At 69.7% G+C, this 25,201-nt stretch carries 25 protein-coding genes and 1 tRNA gene; 15 read left to right on the forward strand and 11 right to left on the reverse strand.

The window, feature by feature from the left end:
- Positions 1-63: 63 nt before the first annotated feature.
- The 3 genes from F6B42_RS10445 to F6B42_RS10455 are packed head-to-tail and all read left to right on the forward strand — an operon-like array spanning position 64 to position 3,298.
- The gene (locus F6B42_RS10445) at positions 64-1,005 is read left to right on the forward strand and encodes an ABC transporter ATP-binding protein (protein ID WP_150419643.1); all 942 of its coding nucleotides are present in this window, start codon (positions 64-66) and stop codon (positions 1,003-1,005) included.
- Positions 1,002-2,096: an ABC transporter permease gene (locus F6B42_RS10450; protein ID WP_150419644.1), complete on the forward strand. Its 1,095-nt coding sequence runs from the start codon at positions 1,002-1,004 to the stop codon at positions 2,094-2,096. Before F6B42_RS10445 ends, F6B42_RS10450 begins: the two co-directional genes overlap by 4 nt.
- An 8-nt stretch (positions 2,097-2,104) precedes the next feature.
- Positions 2,105-3,298, forward strand: coding sequence for a sensor histidine kinase (locus F6B42_RS10455; RefSeq protein WP_150419645.1), 1,194 nt, complete (start codon positions 2,105-2,107; stop codon positions 3,296-3,298).
- Between the two features lie 63 nt (positions 3,299-3,361).
- On the opposite strand, the gene F6B42_RS10460 is transcribed toward F6B42_RS10455, so the two are convergent.
- The 3 genes from F6B42_RS10460 to F6B42_RS10470 form a co-directional block, all read right to left on the reverse strand.
- Positions 3,362-4,306, reverse strand: coding sequence for a helix-turn-helix transcriptional regulator (locus F6B42_RS10460; RefSeq protein WP_191089332.1), 945 nt, complete (start codon positions 4,304-4,306; stop codon positions 3,362-3,364).
- Positions 4,299-4,625: a DUF7882 family protein gene (locus F6B42_RS10465; RefSeq protein WP_150420241.1), complete on the reverse strand. Its 327-nt coding sequence runs from the start codon at positions 4,623-4,625 to the stop codon at positions 4,299-4,301. Before F6B42_RS10465 ends, F6B42_RS10460 begins: the two co-directional genes overlap by 8 nt.
- Before the next feature lie 196 nt (positions 4,626-4,821).
- Positions 4,822-5,064, reverse strand: coding sequence for a hypothetical protein (locus F6B42_RS10470; protein ID WP_150419647.1), 243 nt, complete (start codon positions 5,062-5,064; stop codon positions 4,822-4,824).
- Positions 5,065-5,199: 135 nt separating this feature from the next.
- Between F6B42_RS10470 and F6B42_RS10475 the strand changes: the two genes are divergently transcribed.
- From F6B42_RS10475 to F6B42_RS10490, 4 genes are all read left to right on the forward strand, one after another.
- Complete coding sequence (locus tag F6B42_RS10475) at positions 5,200-5,541, forward strand: DUF7882 family protein (protein WP_150419648.1); 342 nt, start codon at positions 5,200-5,202, stop codon at positions 5,539-5,541.
- Positions 5,542-5,739: 198 nt separating this feature from the next.
- Positions 5,740-6,846: a fatty acid desaturase family protein gene (locus tag F6B42_RS10480; protein WP_317983680.1), complete on the forward strand. Its 1,107-nt coding sequence runs from the start codon at positions 5,740-5,742 to the stop codon at positions 6,844-6,846.
- Positions 6,847-6,883: 37 nt separating this feature from the next.
- Complete coding sequence (locus F6B42_RS10485; RefSeq protein ID WP_150419650.1) at positions 6,884-7,219, forward strand: biopolymer transporter Tol; 336 nt, start codon at positions 6,884-6,886, stop codon at positions 7,217-7,219.
- 92 nt (positions 7,220-7,311) lie between these two features.
- Positions 7,312-8,022, forward strand: a complete 711-nt coding sequence (locus F6B42_RS10490) for an L-ribulose-5-phosphate 4-epimerase (RefSeq protein WP_150419651.1) — start codon at positions 7,312-7,314, stop codon at positions 8,020-8,022.
- A 44-nt stretch (positions 8,023-8,066) separates the two neighbouring features.
- On the opposite strand, the gene F6B42_RS10495 is transcribed toward F6B42_RS10490, so the two are convergent.
- Positions 8,067-9,296, reverse strand: coding sequence for a serine hydrolase domain-containing protein (locus F6B42_RS10495; RefSeq protein WP_223878450.1), 1,230 nt, complete (start codon positions 9,294-9,296; stop codon positions 8,067-8,069).
- A gap of 112 nt (positions 9,297-9,408) precedes the next feature.
- Between F6B42_RS10495 and F6B42_RS10500 the strand changes: the two genes are divergently transcribed.
- The gene (locus F6B42_RS10500) at positions 9,409-9,612 is read left to right on the forward strand and encodes a hypothetical protein (protein ID WP_223878451.1); all 204 of its coding nucleotides are present in this window, start codon (positions 9,409-9,411) and stop codon (positions 9,610-9,612) included.
- A 149-nt stretch (positions 9,613-9,761) separates the two neighbouring features.
- Positions 9,762-10,067 (forward strand): hypothetical protein, encoded by a 306-nt coding sequence (locus tag F6B42_RS10505; protein WP_223878452.1) that lies wholly within the window; start codon positions 9,762-9,764, stop codon positions 10,065-10,067.
- 78 nt (positions 10,068-10,145) lie between these two features.
- On the opposite strand, the gene F6B42_RS10510 is transcribed toward F6B42_RS10505, so the two are convergent.
- Both F6B42_RS10510 and F6B42_RS10515 read right to left on the reverse strand, forming a co-directional pair.
- Positions 10,146-10,218, reverse strand: a tRNA-Met gene (locus F6B42_RS10510).
- Positions 10,219-10,388: 170 nt separating this feature from the next.
- Complete coding sequence (locus tag F6B42_RS10515) at positions 10,389-10,820, reverse strand: VOC family protein (protein WP_150419654.1); 432 nt, start codon at positions 10,818-10,820, stop codon at positions 10,389-10,391.
- A 160-nt stretch (positions 10,821-10,980) separates the two neighbouring features.
- Between F6B42_RS10515 and F6B42_RS10520 the strand changes: the two genes are divergently transcribed.
- The 3 genes from F6B42_RS10520 to ligD all read left to right on the forward strand — a co-directional run bounded on the left by F6B42_RS10520 (position 10,981) and on the right by ligD (position 15,790).
- Positions 10,981-13,449: an ATP-dependent helicase gene (locus F6B42_RS10520; RefSeq protein WP_150419655.1), complete on the forward strand. Its 2,469-nt coding sequence runs from the start codon at positions 10,981-10,983 to the stop codon at positions 13,447-13,449.
- 44 nt (positions 13,450-13,493) lie between these two features.
- On the forward strand, positions 13,494-14,615 hold the full coding sequence (locus F6B42_RS10525; protein WP_150419656.1) for an SseB family protein: 1,122 nt from the start codon (positions 13,494-13,496) through the stop codon (positions 14,613-14,615).
- A 146-nt stretch (positions 14,616-14,761) separates the two neighbouring features.
- On the forward strand, positions 14,762-15,790 hold the full coding sequence (ligD, locus tag F6B42_RS10530) for a non-homologous end-joining DNA ligase (protein WP_150419657.1): 1,029 nt from the start codon (positions 14,762-14,764) through the stop codon (positions 15,788-15,790).
- Between the two features lie 25 nt (positions 15,791-15,815).
- Here ligD and F6B42_RS10535 read toward each other — a convergent pair whose 3' ends face one another.
- From F6B42_RS10535 to F6B42_RS10545, 3 genes are all read right to left on the reverse strand, one after another.
- Positions 15,816-16,859 carry an ATP-dependent DNA ligase gene (locus F6B42_RS10535; protein WP_150419658.1) on the reverse strand — a complete coding sequence of 348 codons (1,044 nt, stop codon included), beginning with the start codon at positions 16,857-16,859 and terminating at the stop codon, positions 15,816-15,818.
- 14 nt (positions 16,860-16,873) lie between these two features.
- Positions 16,874-18,031: an AI-2E family transporter gene (locus F6B42_RS10540; RefSeq protein WP_150419659.1), complete on the reverse strand. Its 1,158-nt coding sequence runs from the start codon at positions 18,029-18,031 to the stop codon at positions 16,874-16,876.
- A 1,527-nt stretch (positions 18,032-19,558) separates the two neighbouring features.
- Positions 19,559-20,254: an SOS response-associated peptidase gene (locus tag F6B42_RS10545; protein WP_150419660.1), complete on the reverse strand. Its 696-nt coding sequence runs from the start codon at positions 20,252-20,254 to the stop codon at positions 19,559-19,561.
- A gap of 142 nt (positions 20,255-20,396) precedes the next feature.
- Here F6B42_RS10545 and F6B42_RS10550 point away from each other — a divergent pair, with 142 nt between their 5' ends.
- On the forward strand, positions 20,397-20,663 hold the full coding sequence (locus tag F6B42_RS10550; RefSeq protein WP_150419661.1) for a hypothetical protein: 267 nt from the start codon (positions 20,397-20,399) through the stop codon (positions 20,661-20,663).
- A gap of 183 nt (positions 20,664-20,846) precedes the next feature.
- Here F6B42_RS10550 and F6B42_RS10555 read toward each other — a convergent pair whose 3' ends face one another.
- Both F6B42_RS10555 and F6B42_RS10560 read right to left on the reverse strand, forming a co-directional pair.
- On the reverse strand, positions 20,847-21,092 hold the full coding sequence (locus tag F6B42_RS10555; protein ID WP_150419662.1) for a hypothetical protein: 246 nt from the start codon (positions 21,090-21,092) through the stop codon (positions 20,847-20,849).
- A 142-nt stretch (positions 21,093-21,234) separates the two neighbouring features.
- Positions 21,235-21,570: a DUF7882 family protein gene (locus tag F6B42_RS10560; protein WP_150419663.1), complete on the reverse strand. Its 336-nt coding sequence runs from the start codon at positions 21,568-21,570 to the stop codon at positions 21,235-21,237.
- Between the two features lie 614 nt (positions 21,571-22,184).
- Between F6B42_RS10560 and F6B42_RS10565 the strand changes: the two genes are divergently transcribed.
- Positions 22,185-24,056, forward strand: coding sequence for an alkaline phosphatase (locus tag F6B42_RS10565; RefSeq protein ID WP_150419664.1), 1,872 nt, complete (start codon positions 22,185-22,187; stop codon positions 24,054-24,056).
- 58 nt (positions 24,057-24,114) lie between these two features.
- Positions 24,115-25,161: a COG1470 family protein gene (locus F6B42_RS10570; protein WP_150419665.1), complete on the forward strand. Its 1,047-nt coding sequence runs from the start codon at positions 24,115-24,117 to the stop codon at positions 25,159-25,161.
- Positions 25,162-25,201: the final 40 nt, after the last annotated feature.

Below are 25,201 nucleotides of genomic sequence, written 5' to 3' on the forward strand. Positions count from 1 at the left end.
CGACGTCGCGAGATGCCGCTCGCCGGCCTCCGGCGCGGCGGCGGACTCCTCTAGGGTGGCCGCATGACCACTCCCGGGATCACCGCGGTCGGCGTCCGGCGTTCGTTCGGCTCGGTGCAGGCCGTGCGGGACGTGACGCTCGAGGCTCCGGCCGGGGCCGTCACCGGTCTCGTCGGTCCCAACGGCGCCGGCAAGACCACCCTGCTGCTCATGCTCGCCTCACTGCTCGCACCCGATGCCGGCACGATCCGCATCGCGGGGGTCGACCCCGTCACCGATCCGGCCGCCGCGCGTTCGCTCCTCGGATGGATGCCGGACGCGCTGGGCGCGTGGCCGTCGCTCACGGTGCGCGAGACGCTCGTCATGACCGGCCGGCTCTACGACCTCGACGACGCCGCCGCCCGGCGTCGCGCCGACGTGCTCATCGCCGAGGTGGGCCTCGACGGGCTCGCCGGCGCGGCGGCGCGTGTGCTCTCCCGCGGCCAGAAGCAGCGCCTCGGCCTCGCGCGGGCACTCGTCCACGATCCGCCGGTGCTCCTGCTCGACGAGCCCGCGTCGGGCCTCGACCCGCAGGCCCGCATCGATCTGCGCGGGCTGCTCCGCCGCTTCGCTGCGGCGGGCAAGACCGTGCTCATCTCGAGCCACGTGCTGGCCGAGCTCGAGGAGGTCGTCGACGACGCCGTCTTCGTCGTCGCGGGTGCGACGGTGGGCGCCGACCGGGTCGCCGCGGCGGCCGAGCGCGAGCGGCCGTGGCGCATCCGGATCGCCGGTCAGGACGCCCGGACCGCCGCGCTGCCGGTGGCGCAGGCACTGGGGCTCGACGTCGCTCTCGTGCCGGTCGACCGCCGCGACATCCTCGTGGCCTTCCGGTCCGAGGCCGAGGCGGCCGAGGGCCTGCGCCGTCTCATCGGCGCCGGCGTCGCGGTCGCCGAGTTCACGGCGGCGACGGGGATGCTCGAGCACACCTTCCTGGATCTCGGGACCACGGAGGGAGGCCGCGCATGAGCATCGCACGCCTGTGGACGATCGCCCGGCTCGAGCTCCTGCAGCGACTGCGGACCGTGTCGTGGTACGTGCTGCTCGGGATCTTCGCCGTGCTGCTCATCGGCGTCACGGCCCTCTCCTTCCTCGCGTTCGGGGGAATGGTCACCGATGCGCCGCAGCGCGGGGCGGGCATCTACTCGACCATCGTCGTCATCACGCTGCTGCTGGCGGTGCTCGTCTCGCCGACGTTGAGCGGCAACTCGATCAACGGCGATCGGGACGCCGCGACCCTCGCCCCCGTCCAGGTGACCCTCGCGCAGACCTCCGAGATCCTCCTCGGCAAGGTGCTCGCCGCCTGGATCACCGGCCTCGCCTTCGCGGTCGTCGCGGCCCCGTTCCTCATCATCGCGACATTCGCGGGCGGCGTGGACCCGGTCGTCGTGCTCGTCTCGCTCGCCGTGCTGATCGCCGAGATCGGCCTCATCGCGGCCATCGGCGTCGGGCTCAGCGGCATCCTCGCCCGTCCGCTCTTCTCGGTCGCGTCGACCTACCTCGTCGTCGCCGCGCTCGTCTTCGGCACGCTCATCGCGTTCGGGCTCGGCGGAGCGGCCGCCTCGACAGAGGCCGTCGCCCAGCAGCGCACCGCTCAGTACGCTCCGGACGGCGCTCCGCTGTGCCGTGACGGGTCGGAGGACTGCTGGAACGAGCCCGGCGAGTGGATCTGCACCGATTCGGAGAGCTACACCTACCAGGTGCCGCGGTTCGACTACGTGTGGTGGGTGCTGGCGGCGAATCCGTTCGTGATCCTCGCCGACGCAACCCCGACCTCCTATACGCGGGACGGCTACGCCGTCGACCTGTTCGGGCAGATCAAGGCGGGGGTGCGCGGCGCTCAGCTGCCGCCCGACACGAACACCGGCTACGACGAATGCGATCCGTCGGCGAACACCACGACGTTCCGGTCGCCCGAGCAGATCGAGGACGAGACGGTGCCGAGCTGGTTCGTCGGGCTCGCGGTTCAGATAGTCCTCGCCGGCGGGCTGCTGTGGGGCGCCTGGGCGCGCACGCGCACGCCCGCCCGCGCCCTGCCGCCCGGAACCCGGATAGCGTGAGAGGCACCATGATCACCGAACAGGACGTCACCCGCCGTCAGGCGATCGACGCGTACCACGTCATCGGCGAAGGGCCGGCGCCCGACCTGCAGGGAATCGTCCAGCTCGCCGCGACCGTCTGCGGCGTCGACACCGCCGTGATCAACATCATCGACGACCGTTCGCAGCATCAGATCGCCGCCGTCGGCTTCGAGCCGGCCGTCTGCTCGCGCGAGGACTCGATGTGCGCGGCCGTCATCGCCAGACCCGGCCGGGTGGTCGTCAACGACGCGCGCCTCGACGACCGCTTCGCGCACAATCCCTTCGTGACCGGTGAGGTCGCGCACGTGCGCTTCTACGCATCGAGTCCGCTGATCACGCCCGCCGGTGTCGCCATCGGGACGTTGTGCGTCTTCGATTCGCGTGTCGGCGACCTCGCCGAGCCGGAGCGCGAGGCGCTCGATCTGCTTGCGCACCAGGTCGTCGACCTGCTCGAGCTGCGCCGGATCAGCCGCGAGCTCAGCGAGTCGAACGATCAGCTGTCGCGCTTCGCGGGACAGATCAGCCACGACCTGCGCAACCCGCTCACCGCGCTGACGGGCTTCATCGAGCTCGCCGTCGACAGCCCCGACATGGACAACGCGCCCGACGCCGCACGTGTGCTCGCCCGCGCCGAGGCCGCGGCCTCGCGCATGGACGACATGATCTCCGACATCCTCGCCTACGCGCGCGTCGGCGGTGCCAGCCCGCAGCGCACGCGCGTCGATCTCGCGTCGGTGCTCGGTTCGGTCGTCGAGGACCTCGACGCGCAGATCTCCGTGAGCGGCGCGACCGTCGAAGTGCGACCGGATGCCGGCATCCGCCCGCTCGGCGATCCGACGCTGCTGCGCGCGGTGCTGCAGAACCTGCTCGCGAACGCGCTCAAGTTCACCGCGTCGGTCGGACGATCGCCGCGCGTCGTCGTCGACGCTCGGGCGGTGTCGGGCGGCTGGCGGCTGACCGTCGACGACAACGGACCCGGGGTGCCGCACGCCGACCGCGAGCGCGTGTTCGCCCTGATGGAACGGGGCGATCTCGAGGCCGAGGGCCTCGGCATCGGCCTGTCGACCTGCCGACGCGTCGTCGAGGCGCACGGCGGCCGCATCGGCATCGACGAGTCGCCGCTCGGCGGTGCGCGCGCGTGGATCGTGCTGCCCGACCCGGATGTTCCGGCCGCGTCCTGAGCCGCGCATCCGATGCTGCATCGGAGCAGGATTCGAGGTGCCCCCGCTTCGCGCGCGCTCGCGTCAGCGGCGCAGCGTGTGCGAGGGGTGCTCGCCGTAGATGGCGGCGTAGAGCTGGGCGAAGCGCCCGGTGTGCGCGAAACCCCACCGGGTGGCGACCTCGCGGACGGTCGAGCTGCCCGGATGCGCGGCGCGCAGCTCGGCGTGGGCCCCCTCGATGCGGAGCCGGCGGAGATACGTGCTCGGCGGAATGCCGAACGCCCGGTGGAAGGCGCTCTGCAACGCGCGCACCGATGTTCCGGCGGCGACGGCGATGTCGCCGATGCTGATGGCCTCGCCGACGTGCTCCTCCATGAAGGCGACGGCGCGCCGCACCGTGCGGGCCGTCGGACGCCGGCGATCGAGGTCGTCCGCGTCGACGAGGGGGAAAGCCGTGAGGAAGGCCGCGACCGCCTGATGCATGAGCTGCGTGCGCATGAGGGGAGAAGCGGCGATCTGCTCGTCGGCCAGCGCCGTCGCCTCGATGTAGCGGAGGGTCTCGGCGACCAGACGGGGGTTGCGCGACCGGCGGTTCAGGCCCGACAGCTGCAAGCGCGTCGGGTCATCGCCCAGAAGGGCCCGCATGACGTGCTCGAGGGCGTCGGTAGCGACGCTGAAGGTACGCAGGTGCAGGTCGCCGAAGTCGGCACGGAACTCCTGCTCGGGCGGCACGATGAACGGGGTCCGTCCGTCGCCGGATTCGGAGCCGACCTGCCAGCGGTGGTGACCGGTCACGGCATGGGCGACGATGAGGTTCGGGAACGACCGTGCCACCGTGCGCAGCGATCCGCCGAACCGGACGGCGGCGGTCGAGGCGGACGGGTGAGACAGCGCCGCCATCTCGTAGCGGAAGGACGACGACGGGTCTGCGGTCAGCGAGAGCGGGGTGTCGTAGAGCGAGCTCATCGACTCCTGAGCGCGGGCGAGATCGGTCGTCTGCAGTCCCCGTCTCGACGGCGTATTACTCAATCACCATCTTGTCTGTCGAGGACTCGGCGGGTTCCGGAACGACGTAGAGACCCGTCGGCGAGTTCGCCGTGTACATGAGTGCTTCGAGCCATGCCCGGTTGATGGACGGCGTACGGCTGCCGTGGAAGGTGAAGACGAGCGACGCGCCCGCGTGCATCCAGACGGTGGTCCGTCCTTTGCCGACGCTCACGTCGTCCTTCCAGGTGAAGAAGAACGCCTCCCCACGACGGAGCTTTGCGCCGATCGTCATCTGGAGATGCGCGAGTGTGCGGTCCTCGATATCGACCCGGTTGCTGCCGTCGTAGACGAACCTGCCCAACGTTCCTCCTCGCGCGCCGAATTCCAGCGCGATCACAAGCTTCTGCGATCCGTTCGCGGGGCTGCGTGGAAGAGTCCGATCCACGCGGCGACGATCCGCGACGCGCACGGGATCCCGTGCTCCGGCAGAATCCGAGCGAAAAGCTCAGGCGGGGAGGGGGTTGACTTTCAGGAGGGGGATCAGGACGTGCTCAGGTTCAGCTCACAGGCGAGGGTGAGTCCGCGGCATCCGCGTCGCCTGCGATCACCGCCAGGGTGATGTCGACGCCGGGGGTCACGAGGAGATCGGTCGACTGCGCGATGCCCTCGCCGTCGTTGACGGCCAGCCAGCCGTACCCGGCGGCGAGGTAGCCGGCGATCTCGTCCTGGACCTCGTCGACGGGCCGACCGCCGATCGTATAGAGGCGTCCGCCGTAGAAGACGTCGATGCGTTTCGCCACGATTCCCGCCTCTCATCGCGCCGCTGGCATGAGGCGAGCGCCTTCGCGACACTACCCGTCTGATCACGTCGCGCAAGGGGCTGAACCGCCTCGAGCCCGTCCGCTAGCGTCGAGTGTCGGCCGAGAGGAGGCGTGATGGGCAGGTTCATCTACGAGAACCAGGTGCGCGCTGACTTCGAGGACCGCGTACTGATCCACCTGCAGACCGTCATCACCGCGAAGCTGCGGCGCGGCGAGACCTTCACCCTCACGTGGAAGGACGACGTCAGCATCGGTGACGGACGGACCACCGTCTGGCTGCACCCGGGGTGCGGCCTCGTCTTCAAGTACTACGGGAGTCGAACTCCCGCTCTCAATCGTGCGTGGCTGGAAGCGCTGACCTATACGGCGAACTCTCCCACCGGCCTCTACGTCGTCCCGGAGCCGCCGGAGCACCGCCGCGAGGCCGCGAGCGTCGAAGACGTCCAGCTCGGCTGAGCCCGCCCGCTCGAGCCCCGCGTCCATCCCACGAGCCCCGATACGGCCGTGCATCGTCCGGGAGTCTCCCGTGCGTCGTCCGGGAGTCCCGGACATATGCCCGAGCGGTGATCCGGGGCGACGTACGGTGGGGACCAGCGATGGGCACCCGCCTCTGGCTTCCGGCCCCCGGGTCTCGATCGAACCACAGGTGATCTCATCTCCTCATCCCTTCTGGCCCCGCGCCTCGGTCCCGTCCGCACCACCTACGCCGGAACGGACGAGTTCCCGCCGATGGCGAAGGCCTACACGGATGTTTCTCGTGTGGTCCGCGAGTCCGGTCTGCTGCAGCGCACCCCCCGCTTCTACGCCCTCGTGGGCGCTGCGCTTCTGCTCGCGCTCGGCGGCTGCGTGACGGGCTTCGTCCTGCTGGGCGACAGCTGGTTCCAGCTGCTCATCGCCGGAGCCCTCGGCATCCTCTTCACCCAGGTCGCGTTCCTGGCGCACGAGGCCGATCACCGACAGGTGCTGACGTCGGGCCCCGGCAACGACCTCCTTGCCCGGATCCTCGCCGTGGGTGTCGTGGGGATGAGCCTGTCGTGGTGGACCTCGAAGCACGCTCGCCACCATTCGAACCCGAACAAGGTCGGCAAGGACCCCGACATCGAGGTCGACACCATCTCCTTCCTGGTCGAGGATGCCGCCGAGGCCCGCGGTCTCCGCCGGGCGATCACGCGCCGCCAGGGGTGGTTCTTCTTCCCGCTGCTGCTGCTCGAAGGCCTCAACCTGCACGCTCAGGCGCTGCGCCACCTCTTCGGGCGCGGCCCGGTGAAGAAGCGCGGCCTCGAGATCGGGCTCATCATCGCGCGCTTCGCCGTGTTCGTCGCACCGATCTTCGTTTTCCTGCCGATCGGCATGGCCTTCGCGTTCTTCGGCGTCCAGGTGGCCGTCTTCGGCCTCTACATGGGGGCGTCGTTCGCACCGAACCACAAGGGCATGGCGGTCATCGCCCCCGACGCGAAGCTCGACTTCTTCACCAAGCAGGTGCGCACCTCCCGCAACATCGGCGGCGGCTGGTGGGCGACGTGGCTCATGGGCGGCCTGAACTACCAGATCGAGCACCACCTCTTCCCGAACATGCCGCGACCGGCGCTCGCTCGGGCGCGCGAGATCGTCCGCGACCAGTGCCGAACCCTCGGCATCCCCTACACCGAGACGAGTCTGTGGCGCTCGTACGCGATCGTGATCGACTACCTCAACCGCGTCGGTCTCGCCGCGCGCGATCCCTTCGACTGCCCGATGCGGGCGGAGCTGCGCCGCGGCTGACGCCGTCCGCGGAGGCGCCGTCGGGGATACTGAGCCGGTGAGCGACGATCCGGGTGCCGAGGACGGCGCCGACGACGAGCGGTGGTTCGTCGTGGGAGGTCGGCGGTGGCGGCGCACCGATCCTGCTCTCCCGGACGATCTGCGCGCAGCGCTGACCTCGCATCTCGGACGCGGGCGATCCGCCGTGCGGGTGGCCAAGAACCGCGACGACGCCGATGCCGTGAGCGCGGCGCGACGACGCGTCGGCATCGCGAAGCACGGCCTCGGCGAACGCGGGCCGCGGTGGTGGGACGAACCCGTCGCCGACCGGATCGAGCGGGCCCGAGACGCTCTGCGTCAGTTGGCCGACCTGGACGAATCGGGCGCGGACTGAGCTCGCCGTTCGCCTGCTCTACGCTGAGCGGTGGTCGCCGCATCCGTTGACGTCGACCGATCGCAGCATCCATTCCGCGAAGGAGCGACCCGATGACCGACCTCACGCCGACGATGTTCGATGACGCTGTTGCTCGGGTGCGGGCTGAGGTCGCGTCGTTGCATGCGGAGCTGGTGCGGTACGGCCTGGTGGTGTGGACGGGTGGGAACGTGTCGGGGCGGGTACCGGGGGCGGATCTGTTCGTGATCAAGCCGTCGGGGGTGTCGTATGACGAGTTGGCTCCGGAGAACATGATCGTGTGTGATCTGGACGGCAATGTGGTGCCGGGGACGCCGGGCAGTGACCGGTCGCCGTCCAGTGATACGGCGGCGCATGCGTATGTGTATCGGAACATGCCCGAGGTGGGTGGTGTGGTGCACACGCATTCGACGTATGCGGTGGCGTGGGCGGCGCGGGGTGAGGAGATCCCGTGTGTGATCACGGCGATGGCGGATGAGTTCGGGGGTCCGATCCCGGTGGGGCCGTTCGCGATCATCGGTGATGACTCGATCGGCCGGGGGATCGTGGAGACGCTGTCGGGTCATCGTTCCCGGGCGGTGCTGATGCGAAACCATGGGCCGTTCACGATCGGGTCGAGCGCGAAGGATGCCGTGAAGGCTGCGGTGATGGTCGAGGACGTGGCCCGCACGGTGCATCTCGCCCGCCAGGCGGGGGAGTTGATCCCGATTCCGCAGGTCGCGATCGACAAGCTGTACGACCGGTACCAGAACGTCTACGGACAGACCACCGACGACCGCCGCTAGCCCCGCACCCGCCGGCGCGACGACACCGGCTGCAGGAGGAGTGTTCAGGGACAGGTCGACGCGAGTGCTGCCGCCACGACCTCGCCTACCGCGGGGAAGATGGGGTCGGTGGCGGGGTCGAACGAGCCGCCGGTATAGGCAACGGTCACGACGCGCTCGCCGTCAGGCGATGCCAGCGTGATGGCGTTGTAGCCGAACCCGTTGCCTCGCTGGCCGAAGACGAGTTCTGGCGGCTCGGCGCCGCACGCGTCACCGCCGGCGAGGACCCCGAGCCCATAGCCCTCGATGCCGATCGCTCGCATCTGCTCCAGCGTCGTCGGCTGCAGCAGATCGCCGCGCTGCAGGGCGGCGTTGAACGCGCTCACGTCGCCGACCGTCGAGACCAAGGAGGCCCCGAACGACCAGAACGAGGGGTCGTAGTCGGTGACGTCTACCAGGTCGCCGTCGATCCTCAGGTAACCGTGCATGGAGTCGTCGGGCATGGCGCCGCCCGTCGGGTACTGGGTCGCGTCCATGCCGACGGGCTCCAGCACGCGCTCGTTCATGAGGTCCGGCACAGTGCTGCCGGTGACCCCTTCGACCATCAGGCCGAGCACGGTGTACCCGGCGTTCGAATAATGGAACTCGGTGCCGGGCTCTGCGAGCCAGGATTGCTGCTGTGCGACCGAGAGGAGCTCGCGGGGCTCGTAGACGGCATCGCGGCCGTCGATCGCGGCGTCGACGTCAGGGGCGAGCGCGGCGATGTAGTCCGGAAGCCCGCTCGTGTGAGCCAGCAGCTGCTGCACGGTCACGTCGGCGGGCGCAGCATCGAGCAAGCCCGGCAGGACCTCCTGAACGGTACTGTCCAGCGAGAGTTCACCCTCTTCGACGAGCTGCAACACGACGACGGCGAGCACTGTCTTCGAAATGCTGGCGATGCGCACGGGATCACCGACCTGGGCCGCTCGATCGTCGCGGAGGTCGGCTGAGCCCTCAGCGAGTGAAGCCGTCGTGTCACCATCGCGTATGTCCACTGCGACACCGACTGCGCCCGCCTCCATGACCGTGGCGACAGCATCGGCGACCTCGATGGGAACCTCTACGACCGCCGCGCCCGTCGGCGGCACGTCCCGGGCGGGCACCGCGCATCCGGACAACAGTACGCCGCCAGCGAGGAGCGCCGTGAGCACGTGGGCTCCACGAGCCGCTACAGCGGACGCGCCCTGTGTTCGAAGGTGTGCCGAGCCGTTCATCGTCGCAGTCTCCTGAGCCTTCGTGTGCCGGTGGGTCGTCACGGTCGATGCTACGGATGCCGCGTCGGCGCGGCATCCCTCCCGCGGGGGATCGCCGACTCCGCTTCCGGGCGGAGAGCGGCGCGAAGCCTGTGAGGCAACGTTGACCGGGAACATGCTCCTCATCCCTCGGGCGAGCGTCGGCGACGGGCTGCTGGATGTCGTCATCATGCGCCCGAAAGGGAGGTTCGGGTGGGCGAAGATTGAACTCGACGGAGACTCGTTCGGTCGCGCGACGCGTGTGCGCGTCAGCGTCGGAGTGGGAGCTCTGCGGGTTCGGGTCGGCGGAACCGTTCAGGTCGAGCACATCTCGGCGTGACACAGTGGCAGAGTGCTCCGCCTCGGTGATGGCATGCCGAGCCGAAGGAGACATCCATGCCCGCATGGTGGGAAGAGTTCATGCACGCTGTGACCGGACGCGTCCGGAAGCACGCTGACCTTCCCGATCTTCGGTCGCTGACTTCGCGCATGATCGCCCTGGAGCGAACCCACTACCTCGTCGACGATCGCGAACGCCGCACACGCCGGCCTCGTGCGTACATCCTGCGCACCGAGACCGACGCCTCGCGTGGGCCGCACAACGTCGCGGTGTTCTCGAACGGACGCGGCGTCGGCTACCTCCCGGTCCCGGCCGCGCAGGAGATGCAACCGCTCCTGGACCGGATCGGGGGGTCGGCGATCGTGAACGGGGCGGGGATGAAGACGGGCAGCATCCGGCTCTGGGTAGACCTGCCCACGCCGCGATCCATCCGCGCCTTCCTGCCGACCCGTTAGACCGGAGCGACGCGCTGATCGGGTTGGAGCCGAGCCAGGCACATCGACGGATGATCATCCACGATCTGCGGCGCTTCGACGCGACGGCGGGAGTCGAACCCGCAACGCCACCGGTTATGAGCCGGAGCCCGGGACCACCCGGATCGCCGCGATGACCGTCACGCTACGGGACCCCGCCCCGCCGCGCGAGGCGTATGACCCTCGGTGTCGCCGCGCGGCCGCCCGTTACCGCGAGACAGCAGGTGCGCGCCGAGACAGCGGCTGTCGACTGCGGTCTCGGCGCGCCGATGCTGTCTCGCGGGTGGCGGGGTGAGGGCGGTCTCAGGCGAGGCCGGCGTCGCGCATCAGCTCGACGCCGAGGGGGCCGGGGTTGTAGGCGATCTCCCACCGGAAGCCGTCCGGGTCGGCGAAATAGCCCGAGTAGCCGCCCCATGAGCGGTGCGCGGCCGGGACGACGATCTCGCCGCCGGCGGCTGCCGCATCCGCCATCACGGCGTCGACGCCGGCGACGTCGGGCAGGTTGTGGGCGAGCGTGATGGGCGGGATGCCGCGCTCCGACGCCGTGCCGCCGACCTCGGCCTCGAAAGCGGCCCGGTCCCACAACGAGAGCATGACCGCCGCGCCGACCCGGACGAAGATCACCTCGCCCGGGGCTTCGAAGGCAGGCTGCCACCCGAGCCCGTCCACGTAGAAGCGGCGCGTCGCCGCGAGGTCGCGCACGGCGAGGGTGACGAAGGTGATGCGGGCGTCCATGCCCGCGACGCTACCCGCCGGTGCGCCACACCGCGAGACTGCAGTTGCGCGCCAAGACAGCAGTTGGCAGGTGCGGTCTCGGCGCTCGGATGCTGTCTCGCGGATGGCGGGGGAGCGACGGGGCGCGGGTGTCGGCGGTCGAACGTAGAATCGGGAGGCCATGCCAGACCGTCTGAAGCCCGTCATCCTCGGATCCTCCGCCGCCCTCGGCGGCGACCGTTCGTCGGGAGAGCGTCCCGACGCCGACCTCCTCGAGGGGCTGAACCCGCCGCAGCTCGCCGCCGTGACCTATCGCGGTCCCGCGCTGCTGATCGTCGCAGGCGCCGGCTCGGGCAAGACGCGCGTGCTCACGCACCGCATCGCGTCGCTGCTGCGCGGCCGCGAGGCGTGGCCGAGCCAGATCCTCGCGATCACCTTCACCAACAAGGCCGCCGGCGAGATGCGCGAGCGCGTGCAGCAGCTGATCGGCGACAGTGCGCAGGGCATGTGGATCTCGACCTTCCACTCGGCATGCGTGCGCATCCTCCGCCGTGAGGCGCAGCAGTTCGGGTTCACCAAGAACTTCACGATCTACGACTCCGGCGACTCGCGTGCGCTCATCAAGCGCCTCGTCAAGGAGCACGAGGCCGACGCGTTCGGCCTGACCCCGGCGGGTGTGCAGAGCCGCATCTCCAAGCTCAAGAACGAACTCGCGGATGCCGATTCGTACGCGCGCCAGGCGAACATGTCCGACCCCGCCGAGCGCGTCTTCGTCGAGCTGTTCAGCGCATACCAGGCGGCGCTGCAGCGAGCCAACGCGTTCGACTTCGACGACCTCATCGGCCAGACCGTCTACCTCTTCCGCGCCTTCCCCCACGTCGCGGATGTCTACCGCAAGCGGTTCCGGCACATCCTGGTCGACGAGTACCAAGACACCAACCACGCCCAGTACGCGCTCATCCACGAGTTGACGCGGCCCGTGCAGGGCTCGTCGGGCGACTCGTTCTCCGCCGGCGGCATGATGATCTTCGAGCCCGAGACGGCGCCCGAGGTCGAAGGTGCGTCGCTCACCGTCGTCGGCGATTCCGACCAGTCGATCTACGCCTTCCGCGGCGCCGACATCCGCAACATCACCGAGTTCGAGCGCGACTATCCCGGCGCCCAGGTCGTGCTGCTCGAGCAGAACTACCGCTCGACGCAGAACATCCTCTCGGCCGCCAACGCCGTCATCGCGAACAACTTCGACCGCAAGGACAAGAAGCTCTGGACGGACGTCGGGGCGGGCGATGCGATCGTGGGCTTCACCGGCTACTCGCAGCACGACGAGGCGCAGTTCGTCGCCGACGAGATCGAGGCGCTGCACCGCGCGTCGATGCCGTACTCGCAGATGGCCGTCTTCTACCGCACCAACTCGCAGTCCCGCGCGCTGGAGGAGATCTTCATCCGCGCCGCGATCCCGTACAAGATCATGGGCGGCACGAAGTTCTACGATCGCGCCGAGATCAAGGACGCCCTCGCATACGCCGTGGCCGTCGCGAACCCGGCCGACGAGCTGGCGGTGCGCCGCATCCTGAACCGGCCGCGCCGCGGCATCGGCGATGTCACCGAGACCTCGATCGCCCGGTACGCCGCTGAGCAGCAGATCACGTTCCGCGACGCGCTCGCGAACGCTTCCGCGCTCGGTGTCGGACCGAAGATCCAGGCGGCGATCGCGCAGCTCGACGCGGTTCTGGCCGAGGCGACCGAGATCATGCTGCCCGCTTCGGGCGAGATCGCCCCGCCCACCGCGGTCACGCAGGGGCTCTCGGTGCTCCTCAACAAGTCGGGCTACATGGACGCGCTGCGGATGAGCCGCGATCCGCAGGACGAGGCACGCCTCGAGAACCTCGACGAGCTCATCGCCGTGACGCGCGAGTTCGCCCGGAACAACCCCGAGGGCACGATCCTCGACTTCCTCACCGAGGTCGCTCTGGTTGCCGACGCCGACGACCTCGACGACGAGTCGGGCACCGTCTCGCTCATGACCATGCACACGGCGAAGGGGCTCGAGTACGACGCCGTCTTCGTCACGGGCGTGGAGGAGGACCTCATCCCGCACCGCATCTCGGCGAACGAGCCGGGCGGTCCGCAGGAGGAGCGGCGCCTCTTCTACGTCGCCCTCACCCGCGCCCGCAAGCGCCTGCATCTGTCGCTCGCGATGACCCGGGCGCAGTTCGGCGAGGTCTCGGCCGCGATGCCGAGCCGGTTCCTGCAGGAGATCCCGCACGACCTCATCGACTGGCGGCAGTCTCCGGGGGACGTCAACTCGCGCGGCGGCATGCAGTCGCGCGCCCTCAACGGCCGGCGCTCCGGCGGCTCCGGGGGAGGGTTCGGCGGCTCGGGCAAGCGGTACGGCGACGACCTCGTACCGCTCCCGCGACGCGAGAAGACCGGTGACATCGCAAAGTTCGCCAATCGCATCCCCGCGAAGGTGCGCGACAACGGCGACCTCGAACTCGGACCCGGCGATCGCATTCGCCATGACGACTTCGGCGAAGGACGTGTGGATGCCGTGACCGGCGAGGGCGCGAAGCGCGTCGCCCATGTGCGCTTCGATTCGGCCGGAGCGAAGAAGTTGCTGATCAAGATCGCGCCGATCGTCAAGCTCTGATCCGCCGCCACCCCGGCGGAGGACCACCGGGTTAGGCTCGACGCATGGCGATCTTCAAGCGCTCGGCGCGAGACACCAGCGGCCAGACCACCCCGGCAGCGGAGCCGGTGGCGGACGAGGCGCAGCCGACTCCGGATGCGACGGATGACGCAGCGTCTCCGGCGCGCGCGGAGTCGGTACCTCACGTCGGGATCTCGGTCTCGACGTTCGGCGCTCCCGCCCCGGCGCCCGCCGCATCCTCTGCGCCGGCCGCCGGAGCCGTCCCTGCCGCCGGCCAGCCGGTGAAGCGTCCGCCGGCAGAGGCTCCCGAGCGCACCGAGACCGTGCCGGGCATGCCCGACAACACGCTCGTACAGGCGGCGCTCGCCGCTATCGCCGAGAAGCCCACGAACGTCGATGTGATGAACGTCATGCGCCAGAGCATGCAGGGCACGCTGTACGTGCGCGTTCGCGGCGACGCCCGCGTGCTCTCGGCCGAGGGCAAGCCGATCACGCTGGCTGTGTCGCAGGTCGACGGTGCGCGGTTCCTGCTCGCCTTCACCGGCGGTGCGGCGCTCCGCGCGAGCGTCGAGGCCGACGGCGACCGCGACACCTCGGCGCTCGGGCTTCCGGTCGCGAACGTCTTCCGCAACGCGATCGAGGGACCCTATGAGGGGCTCATCATCGATCACGCGATTCCGGGGTCGCGCATCGTGCTGCCCGTCGCGCTCATCGAGAAGGCGTACGAGGAGGGCGACCCGGAGTTCCGGATCAAGAACCTGCTGGCCGGCCCCCGCGACGCGGAGACCGCCGGGAAGATCGGCGAGGCGCTGGCCGCCGTGCCGCTGTGGGTGGCTGCCGGGCCCGCGGGCGACAGCGGTCAGATCGGACTGGCCGAGTCGCGCACGGTGTCGGGTGAGCGTCGACTCGAGGTGTTCTCGCACCCGCTCGAGATCCTCGTGCTCGGACGCGGCGACCGCCCCGTCGCCGTCACCGCGCCGCAGCTCGCCCGCGCGATCGACGGCAACCCCGAGCTCAACGGCGTGATCGTGGACCCGGGTGGTCCCTGGATCCACGTCGACCGGGCCGACCTCGGCCCCGTGCTCGCCCGCGCCGGTGAGCCCGACCCCGAGCCGGCGACCCCCGAGCCGGCGGCGCCGACGGACTCGTCGGCTTCTCGCGACTGATCCGCGGAGATCTCGCGTTCTGCGGATGCCGTGACGCCGCGGCATCCGCAGAACGGACGATGTCCGCGGACCGACCGCGACGACCTCACCCGCGCGGCGATGTCCAGGGGGTGGCCGCTGACGATGGCCGGCCCTAGTGTCGGGGGATGGCGAGTGAGCGCATCACCCTGACCGTGCCCGGCCCGGACGGCGACCGCGAAGTCGGGCTGTCGAGCCCGAACCGCGTGCTGTGGCCCGAGCTCGGGATCACGAAGCACGAGTACGCCGAGTATGCGCTCGCCGTCGCGGAGCCCTTCCTGCGCGCGAACGGACACCGTCCGATCTCGCTCGAGCGCTTCCCCGACTCCATCGACGGGGAGCGGTTCTTCTCGAAGAATCCCCCCAAGGGAGCCCCCGACTACATCGACTCCGTCGTCTGCACCTACAACAGCGGTCGCCGGCATCCCCAGGTCGTGCTCTCGGAGCCCGCGGCCATCGCCTGGGCTGTGCAGATGAACACCGTCGTGTTCCACCCGTGGGCCTCGCTCGCGGCCGACACCGACAACCCGGTCGAACTGCGCATCGACCTCGACCCGCAGCCGGGCACCGGGTTCGCCGAGGCCGCCGCTGCCGCCCCGGCGCTGCGGGATGTGCTCGCCGAGGCCGGGCTCACGGCGTTCCTCAAGACGAGCGGAAACCGCGGCATCCATGTGTTCTGCCCCATCGAGCCGGCCCACGAGTTCCTCGACGTCCGGCACGCGGTGATCGCGGCTGCGCGCGAGCTCGAACGACGGATGCCGGATCGCGTGACCACGAACTGGTGGAAGGAGGAGCGCGGCGAACGGCTCTTCGTCGACTTCAACCAGGCGAACCGCGACCGGACGATGGCCGGCGCCTACAGCGCGCGCGCACTGCCGGCTGCCACCGTCGCGACCCCGATCACCTGGGACGAACTCGAGGCGGGGGTGGATCCGGCGTCCTTCACCGTCCGGACGGTGCCCGAACGCCTCGCCGAGGTCGGAGACCCGTGGGAGGGGCTCCAGGCCGCGCCCGGTCGGATCGACACCCTGCTCGAGTGGTGGCAGCGCGATCTCGAGGCCGGTCTCGGTGAACTGCCGTTCCCGCCCGAGTTCCCGAAAATGCCCGGCGAGCCGCCGCGCGTCCAACCGAGCCGCGCCCGCAAGCCCGAAGCCTGATCCCGGGAGCGGGCGGGTCGCGTGATCAGTCCAGGACGTCGGCGAGGTCGTAGGCCGCGACGGTCTCGAGCTGGTCGAAGGTGCACGAGCGGGCGTCGCGGTCGGGGCGCCAGCGCTCGAACTGCACGGTGTGCCGGAAGCGCTGCCCCTCGAGCTGGTCGTAGCGGACCTCGAGCACGAGCTCGGGACGCAGCTTGACGAACGAGACGTCCTTGGAGGCCGCGAACCGCGAGCGGTCGGACTCGCCGGTCACGGCGTCGCCCGCAGCATCCCGCTCGACGAGAGGAGCGAGCTCGTCGATGAGCTCGCGCCGGCGCTTGTCGCTCCACGCGGACACCCCGCCGACGCCGTGCAGCTCGCCGTCGTCGCCGTAGAGGCCGACGAGGAGCGAGCCGACACCCGAGCCCGACCTGTGGATCCGGTACCCGAGCGCCACGACGTCGGCCGTGCGGGCGTGCTTGATCTTGAGCATCGTCCGCTTGCCCGGCGCGTAGGGCTGCGCGAGCGGCTTGGCGACGACGCCGTCGAGTCCGGCTCCCTCGAACTCGTCGAGCCACCGCCGGGCGAGATCGACGTCCTCGGTCGTCCGGGTCGTGTGGATCGGGTCGGGCACGTCGCGGAGCAGGTTTTCGAGCTCGGCGCGCCGCGTCGAGAACGGCTCGGCCTGCAGGTCGCGATCGCCGCGCGCGAGCAGGTCGAACGCGATGAACATCGCCGGCGTCTGCTCGCTGAGAAGGGCGACCCGGGATGCCGCGGGATGGATGCGCTGCGACAGGGCCTCCCACTGCAGCCGGCGTCCGGTCCCGTTACCCATCGCGACGACGATCTCGCCGTCGAGCAGGCACGGCTCGGGAAGGAGCTGCGCGAACGCCTCGACCAGCTCGGGGAAGTACCGGGTCAGCGGCTTCGAGCCGCGGCTGCCGATCTCGACGTCGGTGCCGTCCCACGACACGAGGGCTCGGAAGCCGTCCCACTTCGGCTCGTACGACAATCCGCCCGGAGTGCGTGCGGGGTCCGGCACGGCCGGCACCGCCTTCGCGAGCATCGGCGCGGGAATGGCGTACGGCATGTCGACCCCCTCGGTCAGGAACGCAGTTCCGCGTCGCGTGCCTTCGGACGCGCCCAGCGCGCAGGCAGGTTCGGACCGTCCCAGACCTGCACGATGCCCCAGACGACCGCGGTGATCGGGACGGCCAGGAGCGTGCCGAGGATGCCGCCGATGGCGGTGCCGGCGGTCAGGGCGATGAGGACGACGAAGGCGTGCAGCTTCATCGTGCGACCCATCAGCACCGGCTGGAGGAAGTTTCCCTCGAGCTGGTTCACCAGGATGACCGCGCCGACGACGAACAGCGCGTTGACCGGGCCGTTCGCCACGAGGGCGACGAGGGCCGCGAGGATGCCGGCGAGCGTCGCACCCACGATGGGGATGAACGCGAGAAGGAACACGAGCACCGCGAGCGGGATCGCGAGCGGGACCTGCAGGATGAGGAGCGCGATGTAGATGCCGATGGCGTCGACGGCGGCGACGGCCGCCGTGCCGCGGATGTACGAGCCGAGGACGACGACCGTCTTGTCGCCGATGCGGCGGGCACGGTCCTCGTCGGAGCCCCGGAACGGGCGCAGGAGGAACGCCCACAGGCGGGGGCCGTCCTTGAGGAAGAAGAACAGGATGACGACGAGGAGGACCGCGCCGGTGAGGAAGCTCGCGACGGCGCTGACGCCCGCGATCGCCCCCGATCCGAACTGCGCACTCGTGACGAAGTCGCCGAGGGCGCCGAGCCACTCGTCGATCTGGCTCTGATCGATGGAGAACGGCAGGGTCTGGGCCCATGCGAGCAGCTGCTGGAAGCCCTCCTGCGCCTGCGAGTACAGGTCGTCCCACTGGTCGCGGACGGCCCAGACGATGAGCCACGTCAGACCGGTCAGCAGGGCCACGATCGTCAGCAGCGTGATGATCGTCGCCAGCAGCGAAGGAACGCCGTGGCGCCGCATCCAGTTCATCGCGGGCGCGAAGGCCGACGCGAAGATCAGCGCGAGAATGAGCGGGATCGCGACGACGGAGACGACCCGCAGAACGTAGACGACGCCGATCGCGACGATGACGAGGATGATCACCTGCAGCGCCCGCATCGACAGGCGACCGAAGCCGTCGGACCACAGGCTCTGCGGTGGACGATCGGATGCGGCGTCGATCGCACGCGCGACGGTTTCGGGCGCGGGACCACGGCGGAACAGGCTCATGCTCCGACGGTACCCGAGCGCGGCGGCGCCCTGCCGGGGGTTGCGCTCGGCAGGGCGATCGGACAGAGCGGATGCCGCGCTGCCGGAGATCCGGGTTCCGTCTGCATGCGCAGCGCCGGCGCACCACCGATGCAGCTGCGATCGAACGCGAAGTGACCATGTGAGCACTGGCACGTTCACCACACCTGGGTCTGATTTGACCTGGAACCGCCGACTGGAGCCGGTAAGTCCGCATGGCTATCGGCCATCGGACCTCAGAAACGGCGGCGGCTCCACCGAGCGGTGGGGGACGCTCGAGGCAGAGCCGCCGCCAGGCTGGCCAGCCAACTCGACGAGAGTACGTCATGCTTCAGGCGCGGCGCGGCCACGCAGCTTTCCGCCCGTCCGGAACTTCTCTTATCCCGCCCGGGCTTCTCGGCATCTGAAGGAGAAGCCCTCTCGGCGACGTCGTTCGAGCCCATCAGGTGCGGGAGGTGCTCGAGCGCGTGGTCATCAAAATCAACGAGCACGGGCGATACAGGGGATGAGCTGACTTTGCGGCCGACGGTGTGTTCCTGGATTGTTCTTGCAACAGCATCGTCGAGGTGAGAGTCTCGGCCTCGTATGTTCCAGGGTGAAGTCAGGGGCGATTCGATGAGCACTTCGGGAGATCACGCAGTTCTCGCGTCAAGAGGGCGAGGCTCCGTGAGTCGGCTGGTTGTTGCTGGCGTCGCCGTGGGGTTGCTGGTCTTCGCGGGTGTGGCGACAGCGTGGGGATTGCCGGACATGACGATTCGCTACGTCAGTTTCGCGACAATGATCGCGGCTCTCTCATCTGGTGTTGTTGCTGTCCGGCGCGGTCCCGCCGGAGTGAGGGCCGTCAGCGCGGTTGTCGCCGTGGTGGCGCTCATGCTGGGGTCCACATTCTTCGGTCTGACGTACTCGTAGTTCTCTCAGTCTCAGGAAGCGACTAGCTGCGCGAGGCGTTAGCTGGCGTGTCCCAGTCGAGCGTCTTGCCTGGACGGGTGTCGAGCTCGTGGACGACGAGCTCGAGGCGCCGTCATTCGGCATCGCGATCGAGCAGAAATAGTCGTCCTCTTCGTCCAACGTATCGACTAGGTCAAGCGCAAAAGGTCGCGATCAGGGCAACGCCACACCGGAGGCGCCGGTGGCGTCCACGAAGGCTAAGCACTGCCCGCAGGTGGGGGAGAAGCCCGGCCAGTCGTCTCGTCATCCATCCCGCCAGGCAAGCAGGATGCGGGCGCCGCTGCAAAAACCCGCCACAGGGGCGCTCAGCGCCCGCCCGACACCGCAGGCGTCACGGCCGCAGCCCACACCCACGCTCTCATCTCCGCCTCGCCCACACGGAACCTAATCGCACAGGCATCCGCCGTCCACCGGCACACCTCCGCGTCGACGAGCGTCCGCATCGCCCCGAAGCGCACCCACGCCTTCGCTGGCTTCGGTCGAGGGTCGATCGTCACCGGCTCCACGTCCAACCGCAGCTCCGAGAGTTTGACCCATCCGGCGCAGCAGAGGGGTACCAGTTCAGGCCATTTTGTTCAGCAGGGTTGGGTCGGTGGGGTCGACGGTCCGGGAGTTGCTGACTTTGCGGTCGACGATGTGTTCCTGGATCGTTGAGGCGACGTCTCTGGAGGTGTGCTCGAGCATGGCCAGTGTTTCGGCTTTGCGGTCGCCGGTGAGCTTCTCTGGGGTGAGCCAGGCGTCCCAGGTGTCGGGGGTCAAGAACGCGGGCATGCGGTCGTGGATCTCGCCGCTGGCATCGCGCGCTTGGCGCGTGATGACGACGAAGCAGCGGGACTTTTCCCCGTTCGGTAGCTCCATGGACCAGGTGAGCCCTGCGGCTGAGAGCAGGGCGTTGCCGTAGAGGAAGTGCGGGGTCTTGGGTGTCTTATCTCCGGTCCACTCGAAGTAGCCGCGCATAGGGATGATGCATCGAGCCGCGCTGAAGGCTGGCGCCCAGAACCCTTGGGCGAGCTTCTCCATGCGGGCGTTGATGATCGGGGCGCCCTTCGGTCGGTTCGCCGGCTTCTGCCAGTCCCAGCGCACGAGCTCGAGAACTCGGCCCTCGCCGCGGTCGCGGACGATCGGCGCGCTTTGTGTCGGTGCGATCGAGTAGGCGCCGGCCCATGAGTTCACCCACTCTTCGGGCTTCCCGCCTTCGGCGACGTACTGCTGGATCAGTTCATCGGTCTTGGCGTCGTTTGCGAATCGGCCGCACATACGAGCGACCCTACGACGATGGGCCGTGAGTTGTTGCGCCGTAACGGGCGATCATCTCCGATCCGGCGTTGTTGCCGACGAGGGTAGTGAGGGGGTGGGGCGGCTGACAGGATGATTGCTCCACCACACAGAAGGAGCAGGCATGCCCATTCGTGAACGTCTGACCACCGTCGCCGTGTCTGCTTGTTTGGTCGCCGGCAGCATCTTCGCTGTCCCTGCGGCTGCCAGCGCCGCGACCACGCAGCGTGCGTACGGGTCGGCGACGACCAAGGCTCAGTGTCAGTCCTTCGAGCGGCTCCACCAAACGGTGGTTCGTGCCGGTGGGGGCAACATCGGCGCTGGTGAAGCCTGCCGCTATAACGCGTCGAAGAAGATGTGGCAGTACTTCTTCCTCTACCGCCAGGCCTAAGACGCGACGCATGATGTCCGAGGATGCAGATCGCTGCACCCCGAGTACCCGCTTGGTAGGCATGGCATCGAATCTGCGAACGCACAGCCGATCCTCGGTGGGAGGTCGATCCGGACTCTCAGATCGACCTGTTCTAAGAGGCGGCCCGGCGGTCAATCGCCGTGCCTGGGTCATAGACCCTGCTCAGCGAGCGGGCAGGGGAGCGCCATGCGGGGTCGCGCCCCGACGTTTCCTGCCGAGCTCGACCCACGGCCCGGCGCCGTTGATCGTCATGAGCGAGGCGATCAGTTCGGGTGTTGCGTCGCGCTCGTAGTAGCCCGCCCACATGCCTGCGGTCTGGGCGAGGATGTCGGCCCGGTCGCCAGCGGTCGCATGCAACTCCTCGATGACGCGTGCAACATCGCGGCGGTACTTCGCTCGCGAGCACATCGCGGACAGTGTGATGTCGAGGAGCACATCAGGGTGAAGTCGTGACCGCATGACCCGGGGCCCAATCTCCCGGCCGGAAACGACCCCCATCGTACGTCGGCGCCCCGCTCGCAGGTCGACCTGGCCGAGCCCGAGGGCGTTTTCAGGCGGCGAGTGGGTCAGGGGTGCGTGAGCTGCGCGGTGCCGGTTCGGGGACGAGGTACAGGCCTGTGCTGGAGTTCGCGACGGTGTTCAACGCTTCCAGCCAGTCGCGGCTCATCGACGGTGTGCGGCTGCCGTAGTACGCGAACTCCAGATCCGCGCCGTGGTGCACCCAGACGGTGCGTCGACCACCGCCGACGCTGACGTCCTCTTTCCAGGAGAAGAAAAAGCGCTCGTTGCGACGAAGTTTGTTGCCGATGACCCGTTGCAGATGAGCCAACGCACGGTCTTCGATCTCGATCCGGGTTCGTTGGGTGCCGTAGATGAACCGACCCATGGTCGTTCCTGACGTGAGCGACGGCCGAAGGTGAGATGCTCCCGAGGGGGGCTGAGGGGTCGCACCCAGACGAGGCCGCTCTGATTGTTGCCTACGATCCTCGACGCACCCCGGCCGGTCAACCCGATCGCCGACCTCAGCGGAATATGGCCTACCCCTACCGAGGATCATCATGCGGCACTTCTCCTCAGCAGGAAGTTTCGGTCGCTGCCCAACCTGCTGGGACGAAACCTGACATGACGTTGACGATCGGCTAGGGCGCCACAACTGGCGATCATCGTCGCTGCGTCGAACTCCCACCCACTGTGCGCGTGAGCCGAGCTGGAAGATGCCCGCGGACGCTCCCATCCTCAGGGCCGACCTCACCCCGCGGGAGGCGACGAGCGAGGCGAAGCGGAGCGGAGAGAGGTGCCTGCGCGACGGCCACCCTAACGCCGCCGCCTGAGCGCCAGCGTGTTCGCGTTCGTCCCGGCGAGCGTCATCGCGCCGCTCGGTGACACCTCGGCATCCGTTCACCCGGAAGACGCATTCCCGCAGGGCGCGCGACATCTCCGCCCGAGAGCGTAGGGGAGTCGCCCGAGCGGCATCCGAGATCCCCCAACGGAAGAGTCCCCATGCATCGTCGATCGTCCACGCGCGCGTGCGCGCTCATCGCCTCCAGCCTCGTCGCCGGCGGAACCCTCGTGGCCGTGCCGGCCGTCGGCGCGGTGGCCGCGCCGCACGACGCCCCCGCGGCACCCAAGAACATCATTCTGCTCATCTCCGACGGAGCCGGGTACAACCAGTTCGACGCGGCCAGCCTGTACGAGAGCGGCACGAGCGCCCACCAGGTGAGCGTCGACCCGAAGACGGGCGCCGTCGCGCACAGCGAGTCCACCCCGGGCCAGAGCTACGAGACGTGGCCGGTCCAGGTCGGCCAGGCCCACTACTCGGCGTCGGGACGCGCGGAGTACGTCACCGAGAAGGCCTGGGGCGACTTCGCCTGGGTCGGCTCGGGCGCCACCGACTCGGCCGCCGCGGGCACGGCCCTCGGCACCGGCGTCAAGACGAACAACGGCGTTCTCGGCTTCACCCCCGGCGGCGATCAGCTGCTGACGGTCGGCGAGCAGGCCCAGGCGGTCGGCAAGAAGGTCGGCCTCGTCACCTCGGTGCCCTTCAACCACGCGACTCCGGCCGGCTTCATCGCCCACAACTCGAACCGCAACGACTATCAGGGTCTCGCGACCGAGATGATCGACAGCGGTGTGGATGTGCTCATGGGCGGCGGCCACCCGATGTACACGGACGCGCACGAGCCGCGCGACCCGAACTGGACGTGGATCTCGCAGAACGACTACGAGCGCGTCTCGACCGGCGCGACCGACTACGCGTTCGTCGACGCGAAGGGCGACTTCGAGGCGCTCGCCGCCGGGAACGATGTTCCCGAGAAGGTCTTCGGCCTCGCCCAGGTCGCGGAGACCCTGCAGTACAACCGCCCGGGCCTCGCCAACGACGAGGCGCTGCCCTACAGCGATCCCGCCAACGATGTCGCGGGCCTCGACACGCTCACGCGCGGCGCGCTGAACGTTCTCGAGCAGGGCGACGAGGGCTTCTTCCTCATGGTCGAGGGCGGCGCGGTCGACTGGGCCGGCCACGCCAATCAGACGACGCGTGTGATCGAGGAGCAGATCGACTTCAACGACGCCGTCGAGGCCGTCTCGGAGTGGGTCGAGCAGAACAGCAGCTGGGACGAGACCCTCGTCGTCGTCACCGCCGACCACGAGACCGGCTATCTCGCCGGCGCCGGCGCGGGACCCGACACCGGATGGACGCCCCTGACGGGTGCCGCGGGCGAGCTCCCCGACCTGACCTGGCACTCCGGCGGCCACACGAACGCCCTCGTGCCGCTGTTCGCCCGCGGTGCCGGTTCCGAGGTGCTCGACGCCCGTGCCGACCAGTGGGACCTCGTCCGCGGCGCGTACCTCGACAACACCGCGATCGGCGAGACGATCTTCGACTTCCTCGGCCACGCCGACCCCGCGTCGAAGGATGCCGTCGCGCTCGAGGCCAATGTCGGCGGACAGATCGCCGAGGGGGCGCTGAGCCTCAGCGTCGCCGCGCACGGCGACCGCGTCGCCTTCGCGGGCGCCGGCGCCAGCCTCGACGCGACCCTGCCGCTCGTGACCGTAGCCGACACCCGCAACGAGGTCCGCGCTCAGGGCCGCGGCTGGACGATCGCGGGCTCGGCGAGCGAGTTCGTCGCGGGAAACCGGACGATCGACGCCGAGAACCTGGCGTGGACGCCGCGCATCGTGCGCTCGGAGTCGGGCGCTGCCGCCGGCGCGCAGGCGACTCTCGCCGCACCCGCGACCCTGGCCGCGGCGGACCGCGTGACCCGGGTGGGGTCGACCGTCGTCGGCGCCGACCTCGACCTGTCGGTGCCCGCCGACGCGGTCGGCGGACGCTACGGCAGCGAGCTCACCCTCACCCTGTTCGCGCAGGACTGACGATCCGGCGGGGGCGGGTCGCGCGACCCGTCCCCGCCACCCCCTTCGGAGACCCCCCATGCCCCGTTCTTCCTTCACCTTCCGCGCCGCGCTGCTCGCAGCCGGCGCTCTCGTCGTCTCGCTCGCCGCCGCGCCCGCGGCATCCGCTGCGGAGGCCCCCGCCCCGAATACCGCCCCGGAGGGCCCCGCGGTGGAGTGGAGCGTCGTGCCCGCCGACGCGTCCGGCCCGGACGGCCGGATCTCGCTGCGGCACGAACTCGAACCCGGGGCATCGACCGGCGACGCGATCGCCGTGACCAACCTCTCCGCCGAGGCCGCGGACTTCACTGTCGCGGCCGGCGATGGACGCGTCGGCGCCGACGGCGCGTTCGACGTCGGCACGGAGACACCGGAGCGCGGCGGGGCGTGGGTGAGCGTCGAGGGCGCCGACGGTGACGGCGCGCTGACGCTCGCGGCGGGAGAGACGCGCGTGCTGCCGGTCACGATCGCCGTTCCGGCCGACGCCACACCCGGCGACCACCCGGCGGGGATCGTCGTCGGGCGCTCGGCCTCGGACGGCGGCGTGACTCTCACCCATCGCGTCGGCGTCCGCCTGCACCTGCAGGTCGCCGGCGAGATCGAGCCGGCGCTGCGGATCGAGGCGGCATCCGCGTCGTACGCCGCCTCCTGGAACCCGTTCTCGCCGGGCACGCTGACGGTCGAGTACACGGTCACGAACACCGGGAACGTCCGCCTGGGAGCGAGCGGTTCGGTCGACGCCGCCGGTCCGCTCGGGATGCTGCGCACCGGCACCGAGCGCGGTGAGGCGCGCGAACTCCTTCCCGGCGACACGGCCACGCAGCGGGTCGAGGTCGGCCTGCTGCCGCTCGTGCTGCTCGCGGGCGAGGTGGTCGTCACGCCGGTGGCGCTCGGGGACGATCGCCTCGCACTGCCGGAGGCGGCGAGCTCCGGGTTCAGCACCCTGGCCATGCCGTGGTCGCTTCTCGTGCTGGTCGTCCTGGCCGTCGCGGCCCTGGTCGCCGCGGTGATCGCCGTGCGCGCCAGCCGGCGGCGGTCGCAGCACCGCATCGAAGCTGCCATCGCGGCCGATCGCGCGCAGCGCTGAGAGCGCCTGCCTGCTCATCGCCCGGAGCGTCCGTCCTGCA

The organism is Microbacterium radiodurans (genome assembly GCF_008710705.1).
GTDB lineage: Bacteria > Actinomycetota > Actinomycetes > Actinomycetales > Microbacteriaceae > Microbacterium > Microbacterium radiodurans.

Coding starts and splice junctions, on each gene's coding strand:
- F6B42_RS10445 (WP_150419643.1), top strand. CDS start 64: ATGACCACTCCCGGGATCACCGCGGTCGGCGTCCGGCGTTCGTTCGGC.
- F6B42_RS10450 (WP_150419644.1), top strand. CDS start 1,002: ATGAGCATCGCACGCCTGTGGACGATCGCCCGGCTCGAGCTCCTGCAG.
- F6B42_RS10455 (WP_150419645.1), top strand. CDS start 2,105: ATGATCACCGAACAGGACGTCACCCGCCGTCAGGCGATCGACGCGTAC.
- F6B42_RS10475 (WP_150419648.1), top strand. CDS start 5,200: ATGGGCAGGTTCATCTACGAGAACCAGGTGCGCGCTGACTTCGAGGAC.
- F6B42_RS10490 (WP_150419651.1), top strand. CDS start 7,312: ATGACCGACCTCACGCCGACGATGTTCGATGACGCTGTTGCTCGGGTG.
- F6B42_RS10500 (WP_223878451.1), top strand. CDS start 9,409: ATGCTCCTCATCCCTCGGGCGAGCGTCGGCGACGGGCTGCTGGATGTC.
- F6B42_RS10505 (WP_223878452.1), top strand. CDS start 9,762: ATGATCGCCCTGGAGCGAACCCACTACCTCGTCGACGATCGCGAACGC.
- F6B42_RS10515 (WP_150419654.1), bottom strand. CDS start 10,820: ATGGACGCCCGCATCACCTTCGTCACCCTCGCCGTGCGCGACCTCGCG.
- F6B42_RS10520 (WP_150419655.1), top strand. CDS start 10,981: ATGCCAGACCGTCTGAAGCCCGTCATCCTCGGATCCTCCGCCGCCCTC.
- F6B42_RS10525 (WP_150419656.1), top strand. CDS start 13,494: ATGGCGATCTTCAAGCGCTCGGCGCGAGACACCAGCGGCCAGACCACC.
- ligD (WP_150419657.1), top strand. CDS start 14,762: ATGGCGAGTGAGCGCATCACCCTGACCGTGCCCGGCCCGGACGGCGAC.
- F6B42_RS10535 (WP_150419658.1), bottom strand. CDS start 16,859: ATGCCGTACGCCATTCCCGCGCCGATGCTCGCGAAGGCGGTGCCGGCC.
- F6B42_RS10540 (WP_150419659.1), bottom strand. CDS start 18,031: ATGAGCCTGTTCCGCCGTGGTCCCGCGCCCGAAACCGTCGCGCGTGCG.
- F6B42_RS10545 (WP_150419660.1), bottom strand. CDS start 20,254: ATGTGCGGCCGATTCGCAAACGACGCCAAGACCGATGAACTGATCCAG.
- F6B42_RS10550 (WP_150419661.1), top strand. CDS start 20,397: ATGCCCATTCGTGAACGTCTGACCACCGTCGCCGTGTCTGCTTGTTTG.
- F6B42_RS10555 (WP_150419662.1), bottom strand. CDS start 21,092: ATGTGCTCGCGAGCGAAGTACCGCCGCGATGTTGCACGCGTCATCGAG.
- F6B42_RS10560 (WP_150419663.1), bottom strand. CDS start 21,570: ATGGGTCGGTTCATCTACGGCACCCAACGAACCCGGATCGAGATCGAA.
- F6B42_RS10565 (WP_150419664.1), top strand. CDS start 22,185: ATGCATCGTCGATCGTCCACGCGCGCGTGCGCGCTCATCGCCTCCAGC.
- F6B42_RS10570 (WP_150419665.1), top strand. CDS start 24,115: ATGCCCCGTTCTTCCTTCACCTTCCGCGCCGCGCTGCTCGCAGCCGGC.